Consider the following 24335-nt stretch of genomic DNA (forward strand, 5'->3'; position numbering starts at 1 on the left):
CATACAAAAGATTAATTGTTTCATCTACAGTTTTATTCCATAATTCTATATATTTTCCTTTGTATACACTGTCTACCGCTCGATTCCATGACTCTAATCTATCTACTTGCGGCACTATAGACCAATTGTCTTTAGTTTCAATAAGATAATCTATTAGTTCTCCATATTTTATAGTTTCATTAGCTTTAAATAAGTAATATAAAGCTTTTGAATATAATAAAGAACCTAATATAGCTCTTGGATTTCCATGAGTGGTAATACTATTCATAAATACTTGAGTCATACCCTCCATTTCATCATCTATATTGTATATTACATGAGGTAGAATTCTCATAGCAGCTCCATTTCCACCTGCATTAAAGTATTTTTCTTTATCCTCAGATTCCCATGGACTTTTACCCTCTAACCAATGTTTAGAAGCTCTTAATGTCGCTCCTCCTCCTCCTCTTTCATATAATAACCAAAAAGGAAGCTCTATTCTTGTAAAACATGTAAACCATTCATTTGAACTAACTAAACTCCTTGCAGTTGATATCAACAACTGACCATCATCGCTATAAGAACCAGCTTCAATTCTGTCCATATAAGGGTAAAACCTTCCCCCACATCTTTTTTCCCAATTAACAAAATTATTACTGTCTATTTCTTTTGCATTATTTTTTATTCTATTTGAATTTTGTTCATTTGGCCATCCCAATGCGTCTCCAATAATTGCCCACAATAAAGAACCTACAAACTTATCTCTTATGTATGATTCCATTATCTTCACCTCTATATATTATTTTTTTATTAGTTTTTCATCTGGAGTAATCCCTTCTCTTATTTCACTGCTAAATTTAGTAGTAAAAATATCTGGTGCTACAATTATAGGTATCTCTATATTTATATACGCTAACTCCATAGCTTTTGTTAAATTAATTACATCTTTTTCACTTGGAACTATTATACCTGTAATTCTATCTCTTGGTATACTACCATATATCATAACCTCAGCTTGATCATCTGTAGGACTACATTTTAACATTTTACTAGTTCTTTTAAGATATCTTTTGACATTTATAATTTCTTTGAACATATTTTCAAAACCTTCTACACCTTCTTTTAACAATCGTCCATTCCTAGTTGCTGCATTTGTCTCACAAAACAAAGTTCTTTTATCTAAAATTATTGACGGATCTATACATAATATAACCCATTTTCTAAATAATGGGTCTAAATCTTTGACTCTATTTAAGTACCAAATATTAGGATATTGAACACTCGTACTTATATAATCTTCATGACCGTCAAATCGATTCTTATCATTTTTTTGAATTATACCTTCCTCTATAAATATATTCGATTTTATTCCATCTGCTTCTGCTAATATATGTAACACCTTATTTAATTTTGTGAAATGACATAATCTCGTTATTCCTCTTTGTTCTATAATTTCTAATAAACTATTCATTTTTCCCCCCTAAAAATTAAATTCTTGGTATATATTGTTAATATTATCTGGTATTAACTCACTTTTATTATTTGTGTATGTTATCATAACCCCTCTTTTAGCTCTAGTAACTGATACATAAATAAGTTTTATATCTTCACTTAATGCCTCTTCTCTATCTTCACATGCTAAAATTTTAGATTTATCTGGTATATTTTCAGTATTGCAAAATGGAATTATAACCATATCAAATTCTAACCCTTTAGCTGAATGATAAGTTCCTATAGTAATACCTGGCAATTCATTCCACTTATTCATATCTCCACTTAGTATTTGGTATTTTACCTTTAATTCTTTTAATTTATTTTCTACTAAATTAACCTTTTCTCTATTTCTCTCTAATATAGCTATAGTAGAATTTTTTGAATTTTTAACTGCATATTTTAAAATCCATTTTAATTCTTCCTCTATCGCACTAAATTTTATTATCGCTGGCTTTGGGCCTAACGCTCTAGGAAATTTAGGCAAAACTAAATCTGGATCTTTTTTAAAATACTTTTGTTGTGATATTGCTAATGCTAATTCTGCTATCTCTTTAGTATTTCTATAGTTTTGATCAAATCTCCAAATTTTCTTCATATTTATCCCTGCACTTCTCCATGAAATTCTACTCCCATAAATCTGTTGTGCAACATCCCCAAAGAATGTTAAACTACCCTCTTTAGAAACTAATTTTACTAATGACCTTAGCATAACAGGTGAGAAATCTTGACCTTCATCAATTATAATATGTTTATATCGTCTCTTACTATGATCTTCTTCTAATTCTTTATCCATATAATAAGCTATATCATCCCAATCATATTTGAAGCCTTTCTGTCCTCTAATTTCCATATATTTTAAATATAATTTGAATATTATATCTCTTTGAATTCTTGATACCCTAGATGAAGTCATTCCTATTCTTTCTGTACTTCTATATTCTTCATAAGACCTAATTCCCATTTTCTGTATCCAAGCTATTTCCTCATAAAAAAATTCAGTCTCTCTATTTACAGAACTTATTTCTTCTTGTAGCTCATTTATAGCTTCTTGTATTATTTTTAGTTTATTATTTCGCTTATATTCACCGGTTGGTACTATATCTCCATAAGATAAGCAATTTCTACTAGATAAATATCCTCTTGCTACCCTGTGAAAATTTTGTATCTCTATATTATCTGTCGGATGAAGACCCATATGTTTCAAATAAGTAACTAGTGACTTATTGAAAGTCACAATTAAAACCCTTTCACCCTCTTCACACTCTACATCAGCCAAATACTTAGCTCTTAATATTGCTAATGTTGTTTTTCCACTTCCTGCACTACCTAAAACTACATAATGCCCCTTACTAGGTAATGCCAATACTTCTCTCTGCAATCCTTCTGGTTTTGGTAAAGCCATATGATCCTCCCCCATTATTTACTATATAACTACATTATATTATAAAATTTTCATATTTCAAAATCATATTGAGTTTTTTAGTTTTTCTTTCAATAAAAAAAGTTATTAACATAAACGTTAATAACTTTTTCGTGGATTTCAATGGTGGAGACGAGGGGAGTCGAACCCCTGTCCGCAAGTCTTTTCCCTGTTGCATCTACGTGTGTAGCCATCTGATTTAAGTTCTCGTCTCACACATCGCACAGTGGCATGCTATGTGATCGACCAGTCCCAATTAGTCCACTTTGAGTCGAGACACCCAAAAAGTAGTTCCCTGCATAAATGACGTCCAGGCCTGGCCGGCAGGAGGGCGAGGCGGGACGAGCAGTACTAAGCTGCTAAAGCGTAATTATCGTTTGCGTTTATTTTTTTCCCCAGTTTTTACGTGACCCAGAGTAACACGACACGCAGCCCCAAGTTCCAAACCCACGTCGAAACCTTTACGCCCCCGTGGTAGTTTATAGTCTTTGAGACTTTGCTTCGCAAACTTTTTTCACCATCTGTATTCAGTTGTTATATATAATATAATACTTTTAATAGTAAAAATCAATGTAATTAACTAGATTATAAAGAATAATTTACTAATAGTATTAATATTTACCTCTTAATTCTCTTTCTACATTTCTTTGAGCATCTTTTTTAGCTAAGTCTTGACGCTTATCATATAACTTCTTACCTTTTGCTAAAGCTAATTGAACCTTAACCTTACCATTTTTTAAATACACACTTAAAGGAATTAAAGAATAACCTTTTATAGTAGTAGCTCCTATAAGTTTTCTTATTTCATGCTTGTGAAGTAATAATTTTCTAGTTCTTAAAGGGTCTACATTAAATATGTTTCCTTGCTCGTATGGGCTTATATGAACTTGTTTTAAAAATACCTCGCTATTATCTACAGATGCAAATCCATCACTTAGATTTAATTTTCCTTGCCTTATTGATTTTACTTCTGTACCTTTTAATTCAATTCCACATTCATAAGTTTCTTCTATAAAATACTCATGCCTTGCTTTTCTATTTGTAGCTAATACTTTTGTTCCTACCATACGAATTCACCTTCTTAACCTAAAATTTCTTCACTAACATTAAACTATATTTATAGTAAAATATACCATATATATACTCATTAGTCAATATAAGTTATATCCTTATTATCCCACATTACTTGTAGTACTATTCCAATTTATACTGCAGAATCTATATTGTTTCAAGTGGGTCGTAACTAACGACCCACTTGATTTTAACTATTCTTCATTGCTTTCTTGTTCATTTTCTTTATCTTCTATTTTATAAAGTATTTTAAAATCTATCTCTCTTAAATCAACATTTACATTATCAACTTTAATTCTTACAGGATCACCTATTCTATAAGTTTTCTTAGTTCGTTCTCCCATTATAGTATATGTCATATCATCATAAATATAATAGTCATCATTCATATTAGCAAGTCTTGATAAACCTTCAACAGTATTAGGTAATTCGATGAACATACCAAATGATGTTACACTTGATACGATACCATCAAACTCTTCTCCAACCTTATCAGCCATATATACAGCTTTATAATAGTCTTTAACATCTCTTTCTGCAAGTTCTGCTGCTCTTTCTCTTTCTGATGATTGAGTAGAAGCATAGTCAACTATATTAGTAAGTTGTTCTTGTCTTTTTTGATTAATCTTATTGTTTAATTGCTCTTTTATAATTCTATGAATTTGTAAGTCAGGATATCTTCTTATCGGAGAAGTAAAATGACTATAATATTTAGCTGATAAACCAAAGTGTCCACTACAATCTGGTGAATATCTAGCTTGTTTTAAAGAACGAAGCATTATAGTACTTATAGCTTCTTCTTCTCTTTTTCCTTTTATTTGTTCAATTATTGCTTGTAATGCTTTTGGATGAACTTGCTCTAAATCACCTTTTATAGTGTATCCAAAAGTAGATATAAATTTACTTAAATCTTGCATCTTTTCTGGTGATGGAGTCTCATGTATTCTATAAACGAAAGGTAAGTTTAGCCAGAAATAATGCTCTGCTATTGTTTCATTACTTATAAGCATAAACTCTTCTATCATCTTATTAGATATTCTTCTTTCATAATGCTTTATGTCTGCAACTTTTCCTTCTTTAGTTAAAATTATTTTAGCCTCAGGGAAATCAAAGTCTAATGCGCCTCTTTTAGTTCTTCTTTCCATAAGTATTCTAGCTAGAACTTCTGCAGTTTTAAAATCATCTACTAAATTAGCAAATGTAACTTTTAACTTTTCATCATCTTTTTCTAATATGTCTGATACTTCTGTGTAAGTCATTCTAGCTTTTGAATTTATTATAGTTTCTTTTATATCATATTTTTTAACATTACCTTTACGGTCTATTTCCATAAATATTGATAATGTAAGTTTATCTTCAAATGGATTCAAACTACAAACTCCATTAGAAAGTGTTTTAGGTAACATTGGTATTACTGTATCAACTAAGTAAACAGAAGTTGCTCTTTTTAAAGCTTCTTTGTCTAATTTGCTTTTTTCTTTTACATAATGAGTAACATCAGCTATATGTACTCCTAATTTAAAGTTTCCATCAGGTAATACTTCTATAGATATAGCATCATCTAAGTCTTTAGCATCATCACCATCTATAGTGAATGTTTTCATATCTCTTATATCTAATCTTCTATCAACCTCTTCTTGTGGTATTTCTACAGCCACATTTTCAGCTTCATCTAGCACTTTTTTAGGAAACTCTTCAGGTAATCCATGTGCTCTTATTATAGACGCTATTTCTACTTCTTTTTCACCTTTTTGACCTAATATTTCTACTATTTTACCCTCTGGCTTTCTATCTTCTTGCGGCCACACAGTTATTTCACAAACAACTTTATCATTTTCTCTTGCACCGCTAAAGAATTTTTTAGGTATATATATATCTTTATTAAACTTTTTATTATCTGGAACAACAAATCCAAAGTTTTTATTTGGTTGGAATACTCCAACTATTCGAGTTATTTCTCTTTCGATAATTTTTATTATTCTACCTTCTGCTCTTCTTTCATCTGTTGCAGGTGTGACTATTTCTGCCATAACTCTATCATTATGCATAGCTCCATTTATATCACTTGCTGGTATAAATAAATCTTGAGTGTATTCTTCATCAGATTCTACAAATCCAAATCCTTTTCTATGAGATACAAATTTACCCACAAAGTATCCCATCCCTTTCGGTCCTATTATTTTTCCTTTTTTAGTCTTGCATATATATCCGTCTTCTTCTAATTCATCTAAGAAGTTATAAAACATTGGCATTTCAGATGCATGTATCTCAAATATCAATGCTAATTCTTCTTTTTTTAGAGGGTTGTATGCGTCTTCTTTTATTAGTCCTAATAGACGTTCTTTAAGTCCTGGTAACATTACGTTTCCTCCTATATTTTGTATTTTATATCTATCTAAACTGTATAACTATTAAATTTTCTTATATTATATTATGATTAATTTATCTTATAATTGATATTAATTTATTTCACTTAGTTTCTTAACATATTTACACTTAATTATATTATTACCAATTTCTTATTATACACTATTGGAATACTTTGGTAAATCAAACTTATGTACATTAATTATTCCCTTGCATAAAAAAATAGACATGATTCAATCCATGTCTTATTCTCAAGTTTATATTTTAATCATATAGACCATTTAATACTCTACTTACTGTAGCTTTGCTCCATCTCGTTTTATTTGAAATTTCACTATAACTTAATCCACACAATCTTAAATCTTTTATGTTTTGTATATCTGTATCTGTTATTTGCTTTTCTTTAGGCTTTAAAGTATTTTTACTATTTCTTAATTTTGTTATATCTGCTTTTAACGTATCAATTTCTATCTGCTTTTTTTGTAATTTTTTTTCATAGGCATCTCTCATTTGATTAAACTCTAATATGTAGTTTTTTTTCCAATCATCCTCATACTTCATTTTAAACATTGCCATGATTTTATCCCCCTTGTTTCCATAGTTTTGTAACAATCATAACAATTTATTTCTCTATTATTATTTAAAATCCTTGTAAGTTTGATCTAAAAAAATCTATTAAATTCCTTTATATTTCAACACTTTTAATTATTTATTTTCAAAATTTGTTTTAAAAAAAGTAGTTTTTTTTGATAGTTTTTACTTTTATATCATATTCTGTGATTTAGTTTATGTTTAAACTCTTCTTTAATTAACTATTTCTTATTTATATATACGATTTTCATACTAATATTAGTATCTATACTAAATACCTCACTGTTATAAAAGTTTTAATAATTTTAATAGATATTGATTATTCTAATGATACGTAATATAAAAACAACTACGCATAAACGTAGTTGTTCCTTTAAAAATCAAATTTAATTTCTAAATCATATCTTAAACATCTTATTAAATAACGGCCAATTATTTAATATTACTTAATTAAAAGCATTACTATTGCGTTTAAGAAAAATATTACTGCTGATATTTTTGTTACTCTTCCAAAAAAAGCTTCCTTACCCTTTGGCTTGAAGTAACTTTGGTTACCTTCTCCACCAAATTGCGAAGGCACTGCACCCTTAGTGTCTTGTAACATTACGCTTACTATAAGAACTATACTTAATACTACTTGTACACTCATTAATATTATTCCTATATCCATGTGTTACTCTCCTTTCATTTATGTATTGCCATTTTTTCTCACTCTTTAATATATCACATAAAATTAGTGCATTCAAGGTATGTGTTTTTGCGTTATATTTATAAAAACAAAGAACCTTAGATATTCCTAAGGCCCTTTAGCTTATATTGATTTAATTCTTAAAATCAAATTATTTCTTTAAGTTGTAGAAAGATTTTAATCCACAGTATCTAGCAGATTCTCCAACTATTTCTTCTATTCTTAATAATTGGTTGTACTTAGCAACTCTATCAGTTCTTGATGGAGCACCAGTCTTTATTTGACCAGCATTTACAGCTACTGCTAAGTCAGCTATAGTAGTATCTTCTGTTTCTCCAGATCTATGAGATATAACTGCAGTGTATCCAGCTCTCTTAGCCATTTCTATAGCATCTAAAGTTTCAGTTATTGTACCTATTTGGTTAACCTTAACTAATATAGAGTTCCCTACACCAGCTTCTATTCCTCTTTCTAATCTTTCAGTGTTAGTTACGAATAAGTCATCTCCTACTAATTGTAACTTGTTTCCTAATCTATCAGTTAATAACTTCCATCCATCCCAATCTTCTTCATCTAAACCATCTTCTATAGTTATTATTGGGAAGTTGTTAGACCAATCTTCGTATAAATCAACCATTTCAGCTGCAGTTAATTCTTTTCCTTCTCCAGCTAAAACATATTTTTGAGTTTCTTTGTTGTACATTTCTGTAGCAGCAACATCAAGTCCTAACATAACGTCTTTTCCTGGCTCGTATCCAGCTTTAGATATAGCGTCTACTATTAATTCTAAAGCAGCTCTGTTTGATGATAAGTTTGGAGCAAATCCACCTTCGTCACCTACACCACAAGCTAATCCGTTGTCAGATAAAACTTTCTTTAAAGAGTGGAATACTTCTGCACCCATTCTTAAAGCTTCTCTGAATGTTGGAGCTCCAACTGGTAATATCATGAACTCTTGAACGTCTACGTTATTATCAGCATGTTCTCCACCATTTATTATGTTCATCATTGGTACTGGTAATTGCTTAGCATTTACTCCACCTATGTATTGGAATAATGGTAAACCTACTTCTTCAGCAGCAGCTCTAGCTACAGCCATAGAAACACCTAATATAGCATTAGCTCCTAATTTACCTTTATTTGGAGTTCCATCTAATTCTATCATTAAACCATCTATTCCTGGTTGATCAGTTGCATCCATTCCTTCTAATTCTGGTGCTATTATTTCATTTACGTTAGCTACAGCTTTTTCTGTACCTTTTCCTAAGTATCTTCCCTTATCTCCATCTCTTAATTCAACAGCTTCGAAAGCTCCTGTAGAAGCTCCTGATGGAACTATAGCTCTTCCAGTCGCTCCACTTTCTAATACTACTTCAACCTCAACAGTTGGATTTCCTCTTGAATCTAATACTTCTCTAGCGTATACTAATTCGATAACTGACATATTATATATCTCCTCTCGGTTTTTAGTAGTTGATTTAATTCAACTTAAATTTTTTGTTTACTTTGTTGTATTACTTCTCATTGCTAATGTAGTAAATCTAATAATTTTCATATTATATAAAAATTTCTTTGATGGGTAAATTTTTAATTTTCATATAATTTTTTAAATATTTTTATTTACTATTTTATTATTAAAGAGTGACCTGTCATTTGTTGTGGTTGCTCTAAATTCATTATTGATAATACCGTAGGTGCTATATCACTTAATCTACCATCCTCTTTTAACTTAGCAGATTTTAATTCTTCACCTACTACTATAAATGGTACTGGGTTTGTTGAATGTGCTGTTACAGTTGTCTTAGTTTCTGGGTCTTGCATAAGTTCTGCATTACCATGGTCAGCAGTAATTAAAGCTTGACCACCTTTTGAAAGTATTTTTTCAACAACTTTTCCTACACATGTATCAACAGTTTCAACAGCTTTTACAGCTGCCTCTACTACTCCTGTATGTCCTACCATATCAGGGTTAGCATAGTTTAATACGATAAAATCATATTTATCTTCATCTATTTTAGCAAGTACTTTTTCTGTTAATTCATCAGCACTCATCTCTGGTTGTAAATCATAAGTTGCAACCTTTGGAGATGGAACTAATAATCTGTCTTCACCTTCATTAGGTTCTTCTACTCCACCATTAAAGAAGAATGTAACATGCGCATACTTTTCAGTTTCCGCTGTTCTTAATTGAGTTTTTCCATTCTTCGCTAAATATTCACCTAATGTATTTTCAAGACTTTGTGGTTTAAATGCCACATGTACATTCTTTATAGTTATATCATATGTAGTTAAACATACGAAAAATGTTTTCATGTTAGGTCTTTCAAATCCTGCAAAATCAGTGTCTACTAAAGCTCTAGTTATTTCTCTAGCTCTATCTGGTCTAAAGTTACCAAATACTATAGAATCATCTTCTTTTATAAGTCCTACTGGTTGATCATTTTCAACTATAACTGTAGGCATTACAAACTCATCATTCTTATCTTCATCATAAGAATTTTGAACAGCTTCTTTAGCACTAGTTGCAGTATTTCCTTTTCCTTGAACCATTGCACTATATGCAAGTTCTACTCTTTCCCATCTTTTGTCTCTATCCATAGCATAGTATCTACCAGAAACTGAAGCAAATTTACCTACTCCAAGTTCTTTCATGTAGTTTTCTATATCTTCTATGTATCCTAGAGCACTTCTTGGGTCAGTGTCTCTTCCATCTGTAAAAGCATGAACAAATACATTTTGTACACCATTTTCTTTAGCCATTTTTATAAGTGCCTTTAAATGATCTATATGAGAGTGAACTCCTCCATCAGATAATAATCCCATTAAGTGAAGAGAGTAACTCTTTGCATTTTCCATAGCTTTTAATAAAACTTCATTTGTAAAGAAGTCTCCATCATTTATAGCTTTACTAACTCTAGTTAAATCTTGATATACGATTCTTCCTGCCCCGATGTTTGTGTGTCCTACTTCTGAGTTACCCATTTGTCCATCTGGAAGACCTACATCTAATCCACTAGCTTGTATTAAAGTATGAGGATATTCTTCAACTATTTTATTTAAATTAGGAGTTTTGGCACCTAAAACAGCATTTCCTTCTGCTATTTTACTTTCACCAAATCCATCCATTATTATTAATGCGATTGGTTTTTTCATGTTTTGTTTCTCCTTAGAAATTAACTAGCTCTGTGTAGTCACTAGCAGCTAAACTAGCTCCACCAACTAAAGCTCCATCTATGTCACTTTGGTTCATTATTTCAGCTACGTTTGCAGGCTTAACGCTTCCACCATATTGTATTCTAACTTCGTTAGCTAATTCGCCATAAAGTCCAGCTACAACTTCTCTTATATAAGCTATTACATCATTAGCATCTTCACTAGTTGCAGTTTTTCCAGTTCCTATAGCCCATATTGGTTCATAAGCTATTACAACTTTAGCTATATCTTCTTTAGATACATTTTCTAAAGCTTTTTCTACTTGAACTTTGCAAACTGATTTAGTTTCTTCTGCTTCTCTTTCTTCTAAAGTCTCTCCACAACATAATATTGGATCTATACCTACTTCTAATGCCTTTAAAACTTTCTTATTTACAGTTTCATCAGTTTCATTGAAGTATTGTCTTCTTTCTGAATGTCCTATTACAACATAGTCCATTTCTATTTCTTTTAACATAAGAGGTGATATTTCTCCAGTGAATGCTCCACTTTCTTCAAAGTGCATATTTTGAGCACCTATCTTTATGTTAGTTCCTTTAGTTGCTTCTTTTAAATCCTTTAATAATGTGAAAGGTGCGCATATTACAGCTTCTACCTTATCATTATTTACTTTATCTTTAACTTCATTCACAAATTCTAAAGCTTCTGCTATAGTTTTGTGCATTTTCCAGTTTCCTGCTATTATAGGTTTTCTCATTTTACTATTCCTCCCACTTTGGATTAAACCTTTGAGAAATCTGAAATACTCAGATTCCTCTTGATTTAATATTTTAATTTATAAGGTAGTTTTACCATTGGTAAAACTAAACTGTGGTCATGTTTATATAAATGTGTGACATATTTAAATGCCTTACGATAATTTTCAAATTTATTTATTATTTAAAGCTACTATTCCTGGTAATTCTTTACCTTCTAAGAATTCTAGAGATGCTCCACCACCTGTTGATACATGAGTCATCTTGTCTCCAAATCCTAATTGATTAACAGCTGCAGCTGAATCTCCACCACCTATTACAGTAGTAGCATCAGTTAATGCTGCCATAGCTTTAGCAACAGCTAATGTTCCACTTGCGAAGTTTTCAAATTCGAATACTCCCATTGGCCCATTCCATACTATTGTCTTAGAATTATTTACTGTGTTTACATATTCTTCAGTAGTCTTAGGTCCTATATCAAGTCCCATATGACCAGCTGGTATATTAGCATCTTCAGTTATAACTGGAGATATATCAGCAAATTTGTCAGCAACAGCATTGTCTATTGGTAATAATAATTTAACACCTTTAGCTTCTGCTTTTTCCATCATTTCTTTTGCATATTCTACTTTATCTTCTTCAACTAATGAAGTTCCTATTTCGTATCCTTGAGCTTTTAAGAATGTATACGCCATTCCTCCACCTATTATTAGGTTATCTACTTTTTCTAATAATTGCTCTATAACAGCGATCTTGTCCGATACTTTTGCTCCCCCTAATATTGCAGTAAAAGGTCTTACTGGAGTTGCAACTGCTTCTCCTAAAAACTTTAATTCCTTTTGTATTAAATATCCACAAACTCTTTCTTCTAAGAATTCACCCGCACCTACTGTTGAACAATGCGCTCTATGAGCAGTCCCGAATGCATCGTTTACGAATATTTCAGCTAATGAAGCTAATTCTTTCGAGAAATTTTCTTCATTTTTAGTTTCTTCTTTTCTGTATCTAGTATTTTGTAATAATACTACATCTCCATTTTCCATTTTATCTGTAGCTGCTTTTGCATTTTCCCCTACAACGTTATCATCAGCAGCAAATAATACTTCTTTATTTAACATTTGTGATAATCTAGTAGCAACCGGCGCTAAAGATAACTCTGGCTTAGCTTCCCCTTTTGGTTTTCCTAAGTGAGAACATAATATAACTTTTGCTCCATTTTCTATTAAATATTTTATAGTTGGTAAAGCTCCGTTTAATCTGTTTTCATCAGTTATTACACCATCTTTTAACGGTACATTGAAATCACATCTTACTAAAACTTTTTTTCCACATACGTTTATATCTTCTATTGTTTTTTTATTAAGCATTGACATATTTATATCTCCTTTTAAAAATAAAGCTAACCCATTGTTAAGCATATTAATTTTTTATAACACCCATTTTAGTATATAACACACTGCTTTAGTATATCATATACCACTTTAGTATATCACATTTTTTTTGTAATTTTATCTAAATATTACTTTTAAAAAAGTCCTAAGCCTGTAGTATCAAACTACAAACTTGGACTTATATGAAATTACTTAGCTAAACTAGCGAAGTATCCTAATGTTCTTATTAATTGAGCAGTGTAAGACATTTCGTTATCGTACCAAGAAACAACCTTAACTAATTGCTCTCCATTTACTTCCATAACTCTAGTTTGAGTTGCATCGAATAATGAACCGTAGTTTATTCCTACTATATCAGAAGATACTAATTCTTCTTCATTATATCCAAATGATTCGTTAGAAGCAGCTTTCATAGCAGCATTTATTTCTTCTACTGTAACTTTCTTTCCTAAAGTACAAACTAATTCAGTTAATGAACCAGTTATAACTGGAACTCTTTGAGCTCCTCCGTCTAATTTACCTTTTAATTCAGGTATAACTAAACCTATAGCTTTTGCAGCTCCTGTAGTGTTAGGAACTATATTAGCAGCAGCAGCTCTAGCTCTTCTTAAGTCACCTTTTCCATGAGGACCATCTAATGTATTTTGGTCATTAGTGTAAGCATGTATAGTAGTCATGAATCCTTTTTGTAATTCGAACTTATCGCTTAATACTTTAGCCATTGGTGCTAAACAGTTAGTAGTACAAGAAGCTCCTGATATAACTGTTTCACTTCCATCTAATACATCGTTATTTACGTTGAATACTACTGTTTTTAAATCCCCTGTAGCAGGTGCAGATATAACAACTTTCTTAGCTCCAGCTTCTAAATGAAGTCCAGCTTTCTCTTGAGAAGTAAAGAATCCAGTACATTCTAATACTATATCTACGTTTAATTCTGCCCATGGTAAATCAGCTGGGTTTCTTTCAGCAGTAACTTTTATTTCTTGTCCATTAACTACGAAAGCTCCTTCTTTAACTTCTATTTCACCATTGAATCTTCCTTGAGCTGAGTCATACTTGAATAAGTGTGCTAAAGTCTTAGCATCTGTTAAGTCATTTATTGCAACAACTTCAAACTTATCAGTTTGCTCCATTAATTTTCTTAATGCTAATCTTCCTATTCTTCCAAATCCATTTATCGCAACTTTAACCATTTTGCTACCTCCATATAAAGTAATAGTGTGTATATTATGACTAGCAATGCTAGTTAGTAACATTTATTATGATAATTCTAAAATCCTTTTAGCACTTTCTTCATCTGTTATAAGTACTATATTTTTATTTATATTTGTCATAGCTATCAAAGCATCCGTTTTCCTTGTACCTGCAAATATCGCGATGTTTTCTTTAATATTTTTAAATATTTCTAAGTGAATACCCACTGTATTCAACTTGCAAACTATCTCGCCTTTTTCATTGAAGTAATGTCCAAAGGCCTCACCTATTGCACCTTTTTCAACTATTTCCTCAACTTTTTCTTTTGGAAGCTTTCTCCTTGTAGCCATTTCATCAGCAATTCCTATTCCAAAAACTAATACATCTGTCTTTTCAATTATATCTAGTGTATTTTTTATTTCTGGTTCTTGAGTAAGTGTTTTCATTGCTTCTTCACCTAACTCATCCGGTATATGTAACAATTTATAATTTGAGCTTAACTTTTTACTAGTTGTTGCTACTATATTATTTGACTGAATTTCAACATCTTTTCCCATACTTCCTCTTGCAGGAACTACAGTTACTGATTCATATTTTTTATCAGTCTTCATAACATTTGAGAACTCTAGCATAGTACTTCCACCTGTTATAGAAACTATGTCTCCATCTTTTAAGATGTTTAAGAAATACTCAGCACCGCATCTAGCTACATCTTTTATTAAACTTGGATTATTATCATAACTACCAGGTACTAGTAAAACTTTCTTTATGCCAAGCTTTTCCCTTACCTTTTCTTGTAGCGTTGATAATCCCATGACGTCATTCATCATATCTTTAAGTTCTTCTAAAAACTCTATACCATCTTGAGTCATGGTCATTCCAGATACTGCTACATCTATAAGACCTTGTTCCTTTAGAAATTCAGTTTCTGATCTTACTATCCTTTCACTAATGCCTAAAACATTTGATAATGTTCTTCGGCCTATTGGTTCGCTCAAAGATATTTGTCTTAAAATAGAGTACCTTCTTTCCATAAGCTCTATAACTTGTGGAATTAATCTTTGTTGAATTTTTAATAAGTTTTTCATATCCTGCTCCTTATTAGATTCTTAGCCAGGGACATTTTTTGTCCCTTTAGTTTATTTTAGTCCCACAAGATAATTTTATTTTAAATGAATTAAGGATATATTTCAATACTTTTTGTAATATTTTTATATTTTTTTATTTTCTAGTATTGTTTTCTCTTACTAGACGATAAAATCCCTAATTCTTCCCTGTATTTCGCAATCGTTCTCCTAGCAACATTTACCCCGTCTTCCTTAAGTAATTTAGCTATTTGGTCATCACTCAATGGCTTCTTTTTATTTTCCTTTTCTATTTTCTCCTTTATTATTTTTTTTATACTTGTACTAGATGCACAAATGTCATCTTTTGTCTCAAGAGCACTAGTAAAGAAATACCTAAATTCAAACATACCAAATGGAGTTAGCATATATTTCCCATTTACACCTCTACTAATTGTAGATTCATGAAAATCTAATTTTTCTGCAATATCCTTCATTCTCATTGGTCTTATGTACTTAATTCCTTTTCTGAAAAATTGTTCTTGTGATTTTACAATTTGTTCTGCAATTCTTAGTATTGTAGTTTTTCTATTTTCTATATTTTTGATCAGTCCTGTGGCTGAATTCAATTTTTCTTTTATAAATTCTTTTGCATCATCATCTGATTGTGAATTTTTTAAAATTTCTCTATAAAAATTATTAATTTTTATTTTACACGTATCATTTGTGCTGCTATAAACAACAAACTCATTATCAATTTTTTCTACTATTACATCCGGTTGTACATATATGCTTTTTTCTATGCAACATGATCTACCTGGTTTTGGATCTAACATTTTAATTATGTTAATTAAATTTACACATTTTTGTAATGACATATTATATTTTTTACTTATTTCTTTGTACTTATTACTAGCTATTAAATTTAAGTCTTTAGAAACTATCTCTTCTAAAATCTCATTATATACTCCGAGATTTTGCATTTGAATTATTAAACATTCTGATAAATTTCTAGCACCAACTCCACTTGGTTCTAATTGTTGAATATTTAATAAACAACTTTCAAATAGTTCCTTATCAATTTTTAATATATCGACTATTTCATTTTCATCACTTCTTAAGTATCCATCTTCATCTAAGCTATCTATAATATATTCACAAACTTCCATTTCTTTATCACTTAACTTATATAAGTTTATTTGAAGGTGTAAATGTTCATATATACTTGATGAATATTTAATCATATTCTCTAAATTTATATCATTATCTGGATTATAATTAATTTCATTTCTATCCAGTTTAATTGTTTTTTCAATATCTTTTATATATTCTTCCCAATTTATCTCACCAATTCTCTCTACTTCTAATAATGGATTTTCTTCTGACTCTCTTTTTATTTCTTCTTCTACCTCTAACTTGTTCATATTTAATATAGTTAAAGATTGCTTTAGTCCAGTTGTCATTGTTAATTTTTGAGATTGTGTCAATTCTAGACTATGATTAAAATTCATAATTTCCACCCCCTAATTCTTTGTATTAAAAATTTACTTTATTTATATACCTATATTAAATCACTTATATGATGCTTTTTTTATTTAATAAAAAAGCCCTCATGTACAAGTATATTTTATCATATATCTTGTATAAAAGGGTTTTGGCACTACATATCTTTTAATATCGCTAAAAGTTCTTCTTCTGAATACTTGTACTTTGAATTACAGAACTGACATCCGATTTCAGCTTCTTTTTCTTCTTCTATTATTGAAGCTAACTCTTTCTTTCCTATAGCTACTAATACTTTTTGTACTCTTTCCTTTGAACATTCACATTCAAATCCAACGTCTATTTTATCTAATATCCTAGGATTTAATCCTTCAAGTACTATGTTTAGTATATCTTGTGGAGTTTTTCCATCACTCATCATATTTGTTATAGATGTTAATTTAGCTACATTTTCTTCTAATTTAGATATTGTTTCTTCTGTAGCATCTGGCATTAATTGAACTATAAACCCTCCAGCATGCTCTACCTTCATTCCTGTAGTAAGAACTCCTAGTGCTACTACTGATGGAGTTTGCTCTGATAGTGCAAAGTAGTGCGTTAAGTCTTGTGCTATCTCTCCACTTACTAGTGGATATGCACCATTATAAGGTTCTCTAAGGCCTAAGTCTTTAGTTACCCTAACAACTCCGCTAGTTCCTACTGCTGCTGCTACATTTAACTTTCCATTTTCATAATCAGGTACTTCTACATTTGGATTTTCTACATATCCCTTTACTATACCTTTTGCATTAGATGTTGCAAGTATAGTTCCTATTGGTCCGCCACCTTTTATTATAACTGTTAATTTATCTCCATCATTTTTCATCATTAAGCCCATCATAGATGTAGCTGTTAAGGTTCTACCAAATGCTGCAGTTGCAACCTTTGTAGTATTATGTAACTTTCTTGATTCTTCTACCATGTTTGTAGTAGTTGCTACGAAAGCTCTTACTTGTCCATCTCCTGCTGTTGCTCTTACTACGTAATCTTTCACTAATATTCCTCCCTCTAAATGAAATTTATTTTTTGCATATAAAGAATATTCTTTGGCTATCTTCTTTTGGACTTTCAAATGTAAAGTCTCCGTAAGTTTTTATATTGCTAAACCCTGATGATTGTAGCATATCTACTATTTCTTCTTCTGTGTAAGCCCTTTGTTGATGTACTTCTTCAAATCTTTCAAATTTTCCATCCTCATCCTTTATAAAAAATGCTAATTCCATTTCTACTAGATTTTCTTCATCATCAAAGTAATTTTGCCACATATAAGCTATATCTTCTCTATTTTCTCCATACATGTTGTTTCCAAGTATAGATGATAGTTTATAGTATGAGCTTATATCAAATATAAAGATTCCCTCTTCTTTTAATAACTCATAACTTTTAGCAAATACATTTTCTAACTCATCGTCATAAGTTATATAATTAAATCCATCACAAGCACATAATATACAGTCTAGATTTGTTACGTCAAAATCTAATTCTGCTATATCTTGTTGAAGTAAAACTAATTCAACACCTTCTTTTTCAGCTTTTTCTCTAGCTACGCTAAGCATTTCTTCTGATATATCAATGCCTGCTATATCATAATTTTTCTTAGTCAAAGGTATTGTTAAATTACCTGTACCACAAGCTAATTCTAGTATATTTTGTACTTTTACATTTTCGTCTTTTATTATGTCTTCTATATATTTAACCCATCCATTATAATCAACTTCATTCATAAGTTCATCGTAAATGAATGCAAAATCTTTATATTGATCCATCGTCTTTATTTGTTTCCTCCATCATCTTCTTCTTTTGTTTTTTTCGTGATGTAAGTATCCCACCAATTCTTCCAGCTTCCTTTGCTGTAAGTCCTGCCCAGCCTTGCTCACTAACCTTATCTAGTAACCCAAGTTCTGATGCTATCTCATATTTCATTATATCATTATCTGTCAATATTTTACTCTTTTTACTATTGCTCTTACTTTTTTTGCCTGGTTTATTTAAAAGTTCATTATTCATAAAAAACACCCCTTTATATCTTGTATTTTTGTCAAATAAACAAAATTTATACAAGTATTTAAAGGGGTAGAATTTTTTAGTTTATTGATTTTTTAAATTTTAATAATTTAATATAAGTCTCTAGTCCATTAATTAAAACTTCCTCGTCAAAATTAAAGTTTATATTATGAAGTCCATTAACAAGTCCCTTTTCTTCATCTCTTGAACCTAACATAAAAAATAATCCTGGAACTTCCTTTTGATAATAAGAAAAATCCTCAGATATCATAAGTGGATCTAACGCTATAATTCTATCACTTCCCACAGCTTCTACAAATTCTTTACATAAATTTTTATCATTATTTACTGATGGATAATCATCTCTTATTTCAACATTTATTTTACAATTATAAGCCAACTCTATTCCCTTGCATATTTCTTTCATTCTCTCTTTCATACTAACATATACCTTAGGATCAAATGTCCTTATAGTTCCTTGTAAATTTATATTTTCAGCAATTATATTTCTCTTAGTTCCACCATTTATAATCCCTATACTTAATACTGCACTATCAATAGGACTTACGTTTCTAGATACTACTGTTTGAAGGCTATTAATAAGATTTGCTGCTATAATAATTCCATCTATACTATTTTGAGGCATAGCTCCATGACCACTTTTAGCAACTATATCTATATCAAAATCCCCTATTTGAGCCATAAAGTATCCTTCTCTTATACCAATATATTCTGTTGCTATTTCTGGATATATATGAAGACCATAAATTTCATCTATCTTGTATTTTTCCATTATACCCTCTTGTATTAAATCTTTTGCTCCTCCTGGTCCTTCTTCTGCTGGTTGAAATATAAATACTATATTATCATTTAATTTTTCTTGATTCTCATTTATAAATTCAATTAAGCCTAGTAATATACTAGTATGCCCATCGTGCCCACATAAGTGTTTTACACCATGTTCTGTTGTTAATCCATCTATATCTGCTCTAAATGCAATCGTCTTATTTCCTATTTTACCTTTTATAATTCCAGTTGTAGCTGTTCCTATATACGTGTCATATTCTACGCCTATTTTATCTAAGTAATCTCTTATATATTTTGAAGTTTTAAATTCTTCTCTACCTCTTTCTGCAATACAATTTAAATATTTTCTATGATTAAAAACTATATCTTTTAAATTTAAAATATTGTCCATTAATTCAAACCTCCTTAATTTCATAAATTGTTATAGAATTAAATATATTATATCTATTGTATCTATTTACTATATTATTTCAAGAAAAAGTTTTATATTTTATATAAATTTATCTTAATAATTATAAATTTAAAAATATTATTGATTTTTACTTTTACTTGTACTATTATAAATGTTAATAAAATTTAATAGTTTCTAACCTAAGGTAGAGGCGCTGTAATTATTAGTATCCGATAGGAGCTGGCAAGTGTAGATTATTGGAGAAAGGAATTATGGCCGAAGATTATATTTTGCAAAGGTATATTCTGGGCTTACATAGAATATATGTAAGACTGTCACTTATTATTTAAGTGGTGAGCTCCAAGGTTTACTTTGATGTATCGTAAATTAAACGTGTAAAGTATGCCTTTGCACGTTTTTTTGCATTTTTTTAACATTTTGGAATATAATATATACCAATGAAGTTGTTTATATAAAATTCGCTTCACCCTTGTATCTCACTTTAGTCAATTGACATGTATTTTAGGTCTTTTGTTTAAATAAAGTGACAACAACTTGCTTCTGGTTTATTAAAACAATTAAATTATATTACTTTAGTATATAAAAATTTAATTTAGGGGGTATTTTTTATGAAAAAAATAAATGTAGCTATAGTTGGTGCTACTGGCATGGTTGGAAGAACTTTTTTAAAAGTATTAGAAGAAAGACAATTTCCTATAGATACTTTATACTTATTCTCTTCAGCTAGATCAGCAGGTTCTAGTGTTACTTTCAACGGACACGATTATATAGTTGAAGAATTAAAAGAAGATGTATTCGATAGAGATATACACATAGCTTTATTCTCAGCTGGCGGAGAAATAAGTGCAAAATTTGCTCCTATAGCTGCATCTAAAGGAGTTATAGTTGTAGATAACTCTAGTTACTGGAGAATGGACCCTGAAGTTCCATTAGTAGTTCCAGAGGTTAATCCTGATGCCGTGAAAAATCATAAAGGTATAATAGCTAATCCTAACTGCTCAACTATACAAGCAATGGTACCTCTTAAGCCTCTTAATGATAAATATAAGATTAAAAGGGTTGTTTACTCTACTTACCAAGCTGTTTCTGGTTCAGGTGTTAGAGGAATACAAGATTTAGAAGATGGAGTTAAAGGTGATGATAATAAGTTCTATCCTCATCCAATAGCTTACAATTGCTTACCTCATATAGATGTATTTACTGATACTGGTTATTCAAAAGAAGAATTAAAAATGATAAATGAAACTATGAAAATATTGGATAACTATGATATGAAAATTACAGCTACTACTGTAAGAGTACCTGTTAAAAATTGTCATAGCGAGTCTATAAATATTGAATTTGAAGAAGCTTTCGAGTTATCTAGCTTAGTAAAAACTCTTGAAGAAATGACTGGAGTTGTAGTTGTTGATAATATTAGCAACAACGAATACCCTACTGCTATTGATTGTAGTGGAAAGGACGAAGTTTTTGTTGGAAGAATTAGAAGAGACTTTAGCGTTGATAACGGAATTAATATGTGGGTTGTAGCTGATAATATTAGAAAAGGTGCTGCTACTAATGCAGTTCAAATAGCTGAGTTATTATTATCTTATGATTTAGTACAATAGTAATTTTTATTAAATGTAACTTCATATGATTTAAAGATAACTTCATTTATAAGTTACGATATTTTTTAATCTAAACAAGATAACGTTATCAAATGCCTATAAAGGTAAATTTTTTATATAATTAGGGGGTTTTTTACATGATATTTAAAGGTTCTGCGGTTGCTTTAGTTACACCTTTCACTGAAACAGGTGTTGATTTTGAAACATTAGGGAAATTAGTTGAATACCATATTGAAAATAATACTGATGCATTACTTGTTTGTGGTACCACAGGAGAAGCTACTACTATGAGTGATGAAGAGCAACTTACCGTTATCAAATATGTTGTAGATAAAGTTAACAAAAGAATACCTGTTATAGCAGGTACTGGTTCAAATAATACTATGCACTCTGTTCATTTAAGCCAAGAAGCTGAAAGACTAGGTGTTGATGGATTACTAGTTATAACTCCTTATTACAATAAGGCTAATCAAAAAGGTCTTAAACTTCACTTTGAAACAATAGCTAAAAGTGTTGAATTGCCTATAATACTTTACAATGTTCCTGGAAGAACTTCTATGAATTTAAAACCTAGCATGGTTGCTGAACTTGCTAAAATAGATAATATAGTAGCTGTTAAAGAAGCTAGCGGGGATTTAGCTCAAGTTGCTGAGATAGCTAGATTAGTTCCTGATGATTTTGCTATATATTCTGGAAATGATGATTCTATACTTCAATTATTATCAGTTGGTGGTAGCGGAGTTATATCTGTTCTTGCTAATGTTTGTCCACAAGAAACTCATGATTTAGTACAAAAATTCTTTGATGGTGATATAGAAGGTGCTAGAAAATTACAACTTGATATGAAACCATTAATAGATGCTTTATTTATAGAAGTAAATCCAATTCCAGTAAAAACTGCAATGAATTTATTAGGATTTAAAGTTGGAAATCTTAGACTTCCGCTTGCAGAAATGGATGAGAAAAACTTAGAAGTATTAAAGCAAGAATTAGTTAATAGAGGGTTAAAATTATAGGAGGAACTATGTTAAAAGTTATAGTAAATGGATGTCTAGGTAAAATGGGAAAAGTTTTAACTAGATGTGTTCAAGAAGATGAACAATTAGAATTAGTTTGCGGGGTTTCTTTAAACCAAAATGAAGATACTTCATTTAATTTATATTCTAAAATGATCGATATATCAGAAAGTGCTGATGTAATAATAGATTTTTCTCATCACTCTACTTTACATGATGTTTTATCTTTTGCTCTTAAAAACAAAACCCCTTTAGTAATAGCTACTACAGGCTATAATGAGGATGAATTAAATAAAATAAAAGAAGCTTCTAAAATTATACCTATATTCCATTCTTCTAATATGTCTTTAGGGGTTAATGTTTTATTAAGATTAGTTAAAGAAGCTACTAAAATGTTAAATGACTTTGATATTGAGGTTATAGAAAAACATCATAATAAAAAAGTTGATGCTCCAAGTGGTACTGCTATTATGATTGCTAATGCTGTTAAAGAAGTTTTACCTACTATTGAATACAACTATGGTAGATATGGGCGTGAAGCTAAAAGAAATAAATATGAAATAGGTATACACGCTGTAAGAGGTGGAACTATAGTTGGAGAGCATGATGTTATATATGCAGGACATGATGAAATAGTTGAGTTAAAACATATTGCTCAGTCTAAAGATATTTTTGCTAAAGGTTCTATAACTGCTGCTAAGTATTTAGTTAGCCAAGTTCCTGGATACTACAATATGGATAATATGCTAAGTTAATTAAAAGGAGATATCTAATGATAAATTTAAATGATGCTTATGAAATTGCTAAATATATAAAAGATTCAAAAAAAGTAACACCTGTTAAAATATATATAAATGGTCATTTCTTAAAATTCGAAAAAAATGATAATTTTAAAGTATTTGGGTCTAATGGTTCTTATACTTTAATCGGTGATTATGAACAGATAATGAAAGTTCTAGATGATAAAAAAGATCATATTGAAGATATGCATATTGAATATGATAGAAGAAATTCAGCAATACCCGTTTATAACTATTTACATGAACATGCACGTATAGAACCTGGAGCTGTGATTAGAGATATGGTTACTATAGGTCAAAACGCTGTTGTTATGATGGGGGCTATTATAAACATAGGTGCTGTGATTGGTGATAATTCTATGATAGATATGAATGCTGTAATTGGTGCTAGAGGAATTATTGGTGAAAACGTTCATCTTGGTGCTGGTGCTGTAGTTGCAGGAGTTTTAGAGCCACCGTCTGCTTCTCCTGTAATAATAGAAGATGATGTTATGATAGGTGCTAATGCAGTAATCCTTGAGGGTGTTAAAGTTGGAAAAGGTGCTGTAGTTGCAGCTGGTGCTATTGTTACTCATGACGTTGAGCCTGGATGCGTTGTTGCTGGATCTCCTGCAAGAGTAATAAAAATGAAAGATGAAAAAACTTGCGATAAGACTAAGCTTATGGATGGATTAAGAGATTTAGATTAAAATTCAACTTTATTTTCAAGTATAAAAAGGGAGTATCTCAAATGAATTTTATTATAAGAGATACTCCCTTTCCTAATTAAAATTTATATATTTATGAGAACTATGTGTATCTTTTAATTTAAAGTTCTCAATAAGTGATTTCAGCATCTGTGCTTGTCCACTTAATTCTTCACTAGCAGCAGCACTTTCCTCTGATGTTGCAGAATTAGTTTGTACTACCTCTGAAATTTGTTCTACTCCTAATGTAACTTGAGTAATGGCACTAGCTTGTTCATCAGATGCTTT

Annotated in this window: 22 protein-coding genes, 1 other RNA gene, 1 pseudogene and 1 riboswitch; of the genes and pseudogenes, 4 read left to right on the forward strand and 20 right to left on the reverse strand. The window is 30.3% G+C overall.

What is annotated here, in order from left to right:
* From VLM92_RS06195 to VLM92_RS06285, 19 genes are all read right to left on the reverse strand, one after another.
* Positions 1–760 (reverse strand): ADP-ribosylglycohydrolase family protein (locus VLM92_RS06195; protein ID WP_325275476.1); only part of this gene is annotated, 760 nt, incomplete at its 3' end.
* Between the two features lie 18 nt (positions 761–778).
* Entirely contained in the window at positions 779–1450 is a 672-nt protein-coding gene (locus tag VLM92_RS06200; RefSeq protein ID WP_325275477.1) for a DarT ssDNA thymidine ADP-ribosyltransferase family protein, read from the reverse strand.
* 9 nt (positions 1451–1459) lie between these two features.
* Entirely contained in the window at positions 1460–2875 is a 1416-nt protein-coding gene (locus VLM92_RS06205; RefSeq protein ID WP_325275478.1) for a 3'-5' exonuclease, read from the reverse strand.
* Positions 2876–3017: 142 nt separating this feature from the next.
* Positions 3018–3364, reverse strand: a transfer-messenger RNA (tmRNA) gene (gene ssrA, locus VLM92_RS06210).
* Positions 3365–3504: 140 nt separating this feature from the next.
* Positions 3505–3960 carry an SsrA-binding protein SmpB gene (gene smpB, locus VLM92_RS06215; protein ID WP_325275479.1) on the reverse strand — a complete coding sequence of 152 codons (456 nt, stop codon included), beginning with the start codon at positions 3958–3960 and terminating at the stop codon, positions 3505–3507.
* A gap of 198 nt (positions 3961–4158) precedes the next feature.
* Positions 4159–6324: a ribonuclease R gene (rnr, locus tag VLM92_RS06220; protein WP_325275480.1), complete on the reverse strand. Its 2166-nt coding sequence runs from the start codon at positions 6322–6324 to the stop codon at positions 4159–4161.
* A gap of 271 nt (positions 6325–6595) precedes the next feature.
* On the reverse strand, positions 6596–6907 hold the full coding sequence (locus VLM92_RS06225) for a DNA-binding protein (protein WP_325275481.1): 312 nt from the start codon (positions 6905–6907) through the stop codon (positions 6596–6598).
* 457 nt (positions 6908–7364) lie between these two features.
* A complete protein-coding gene (gene secG, locus VLM92_RS06230) occupies positions 7365–7592 on the reverse strand; it encodes a preprotein translocase subunit SecG (protein WP_325275482.1) in 228 nt (75 codons plus the stop codon).
* Positions 7593–7761: 169 nt separating this feature from the next.
* Positions 7762–9054 carry a phosphopyruvate hydratase gene (gene eno / locus VLM92_RS06235; protein WP_325275483.1) on the reverse strand — a complete coding sequence of 431 codons (1293 nt, stop codon included), beginning with the start codon at positions 9052–9054 and terminating at the stop codon, positions 7762–7764.
* Between the two features lie 179 nt (positions 9055–9233).
* Positions 9234–10763 carry a 2,3-bisphosphoglycerate-independent phosphoglycerate mutase gene (gene gpmI, locus VLM92_RS06240; RefSeq protein ID WP_325275484.1) on the reverse strand — a complete coding sequence of 510 codons (1530 nt, stop codon included), beginning with the start codon at positions 10761–10763 and terminating at the stop codon, positions 9234–9236.
* 13 nt (positions 10764–10776) lie between these two features.
* The gene (tpiA, locus tag VLM92_RS06245) at positions 10777–11520 is read right to left on the reverse strand and encodes a triose-phosphate isomerase (protein WP_325275485.1); all 744 of its coding nucleotides are present in this window, start codon (positions 11518–11520) and stop codon (positions 10777–10779) included.
* 171 nt (positions 11521–11691) lie between these two features.
* Positions 11692–12885 (reverse strand): phosphoglycerate kinase, encoded by a 1194-nt coding sequence (locus tag VLM92_RS06250; protein ID WP_331681701.1) that lies wholly within the window; start codon positions 12883–12885, stop codon positions 11692–11694.
* Between the two features lie 212 nt (positions 12886–13097).
* Entirely contained in the window at positions 13098–14105 is a 1008-nt protein-coding gene (gene gap, locus VLM92_RS06255; RefSeq protein ID WP_325275487.1) for a type I glyceraldehyde-3-phosphate dehydrogenase, read from the reverse strand.
* Between the two features lie 66 nt (positions 14106–14171).
* Positions 14172–15194 (reverse strand): sugar-binding transcriptional regulator, encoded by a 1023-nt coding sequence (locus VLM92_RS06260; protein ID WP_325275488.1) that lies wholly within the window; start codon positions 15192–15194, stop codon positions 14172–14174.
* Positions 15195–15334: 140 nt separating this feature from the next.
* On the reverse strand, positions 15335–16681 hold the full coding sequence (gene rpoN, locus VLM92_RS06265; protein WP_325275489.1) for an RNA polymerase factor sigma-54: 1347 nt from the start codon (positions 16679–16681) through the stop codon (positions 15335–15337).
* 149 nt (positions 16682–16830) lie between these two features.
* Positions 16831–17706 carry an Hsp33 family molecular chaperone HslO gene (gene hslO / locus VLM92_RS06270; RefSeq protein ID WP_325275490.1) on the reverse strand — a complete coding sequence of 292 codons (876 nt, stop codon included), beginning with the start codon at positions 17704–17706 and terminating at the stop codon, positions 16831–16833.
* A gap of 25 nt (positions 17707–17731) precedes the next feature.
* Complete coding sequence (locus tag VLM92_RS06275; RefSeq protein ID WP_325275491.1) at positions 17732–18478, reverse strand: class I SAM-dependent methyltransferase; 747 nt, start codon at positions 18476–18478, stop codon at positions 17732–17734.
* The gene (locus VLM92_RS06280) at positions 18465–18719 is read right to left on the reverse strand and encodes a small, acid-soluble spore protein, alpha/beta type (RefSeq protein WP_325275492.1); all 255 of its coding nucleotides are present in this window, start codon (positions 18717–18719) and stop codon (positions 18465–18467) included. Before VLM92_RS06280 ends, VLM92_RS06275 begins: the two co-directional genes overlap by 14 nt.
* Before the next feature lie 76 nt (positions 18720–18795).
* Positions 18796–19914 carry an amidohydrolase gene (locus VLM92_RS06285; RefSeq protein ID WP_325275493.1) on the reverse strand — a complete coding sequence of 373 codons (1119 nt, stop codon included), beginning with the start codon at positions 19912–19914 and terminating at the stop codon, positions 18796–18798.
* A 198-nt stretch (positions 19915–20112) separates the two neighbouring features.
* A riboswitch (Lysine riboswitch) is annotated at positions 20113–20283 on the forward strand.
* Between the two features lie 260 nt (positions 20284–20543).
* Here VLM92_RS06285 and VLM92_RS06290 point away from each other — a divergent pair.
* The 4 genes from VLM92_RS06290 to dapD all read left to right on the forward strand — a co-directional run bounded on the left by VLM92_RS06290 (position 20544) and on the right by dapD (position 24050).
* Positions 20544–21545, forward strand: a complete 1002-nt coding sequence (locus VLM92_RS06290; RefSeq protein WP_325275494.1) for an aspartate-semialdehyde dehydrogenase — start codon at positions 20544–20546, stop codon at positions 21543–21545.
* A 137-nt stretch (positions 21546–21682) separates the two neighbouring features.
* Positions 21683–22561, forward strand: coding sequence for a 4-hydroxy-tetrahydrodipicolinate synthase (dapA, locus tag VLM92_RS06295; RefSeq protein ID WP_325275495.1), 879 nt, complete (start codon positions 21683–21685; stop codon positions 22559–22561).
* 8 nt (positions 22562–22569) lie between these two features.
* Positions 22570–23316 (forward strand): 4-hydroxy-tetrahydrodipicolinate reductase, encoded by a 747-nt coding sequence (gene dapB / locus VLM92_RS06300; RefSeq protein WP_325275496.1) that lies wholly within the window; start codon positions 22570–22572, stop codon positions 23314–23316.
* Positions 23317–23333: 17 nt separating this feature from the next.
* Positions 23334–24050: a 2,3,4,5-tetrahydropyridine-2,6-dicarboxylate N-acetyltransferase gene (gene dapD, locus VLM92_RS06305; RefSeq protein ID WP_325275497.1), complete on the forward strand. Its 717-nt coding sequence runs from the start codon at positions 23334–23336 to the stop codon at positions 24048–24050.
* 72 nt (positions 24051–24122) lie between these two features.
* On the opposite strand, the pseudogene VLM92_RS06310 reads toward dapD, so the two are convergent.
* A pseudogene (locus VLM92_RS06310) lies at positions 24123–24335 on the reverse strand (methyl-accepting chemotaxis protein); the annotation flags it as partial.

Origin of the sequence: Romboutsia sp. (genome assembly GCF_035470145.1) — a bacterium.
Taxonomy (GTDB): Bacteria; Bacillota; Clostridia; order Peptostreptococcales; family Peptostreptococcaceae; genus Romboutsia_D.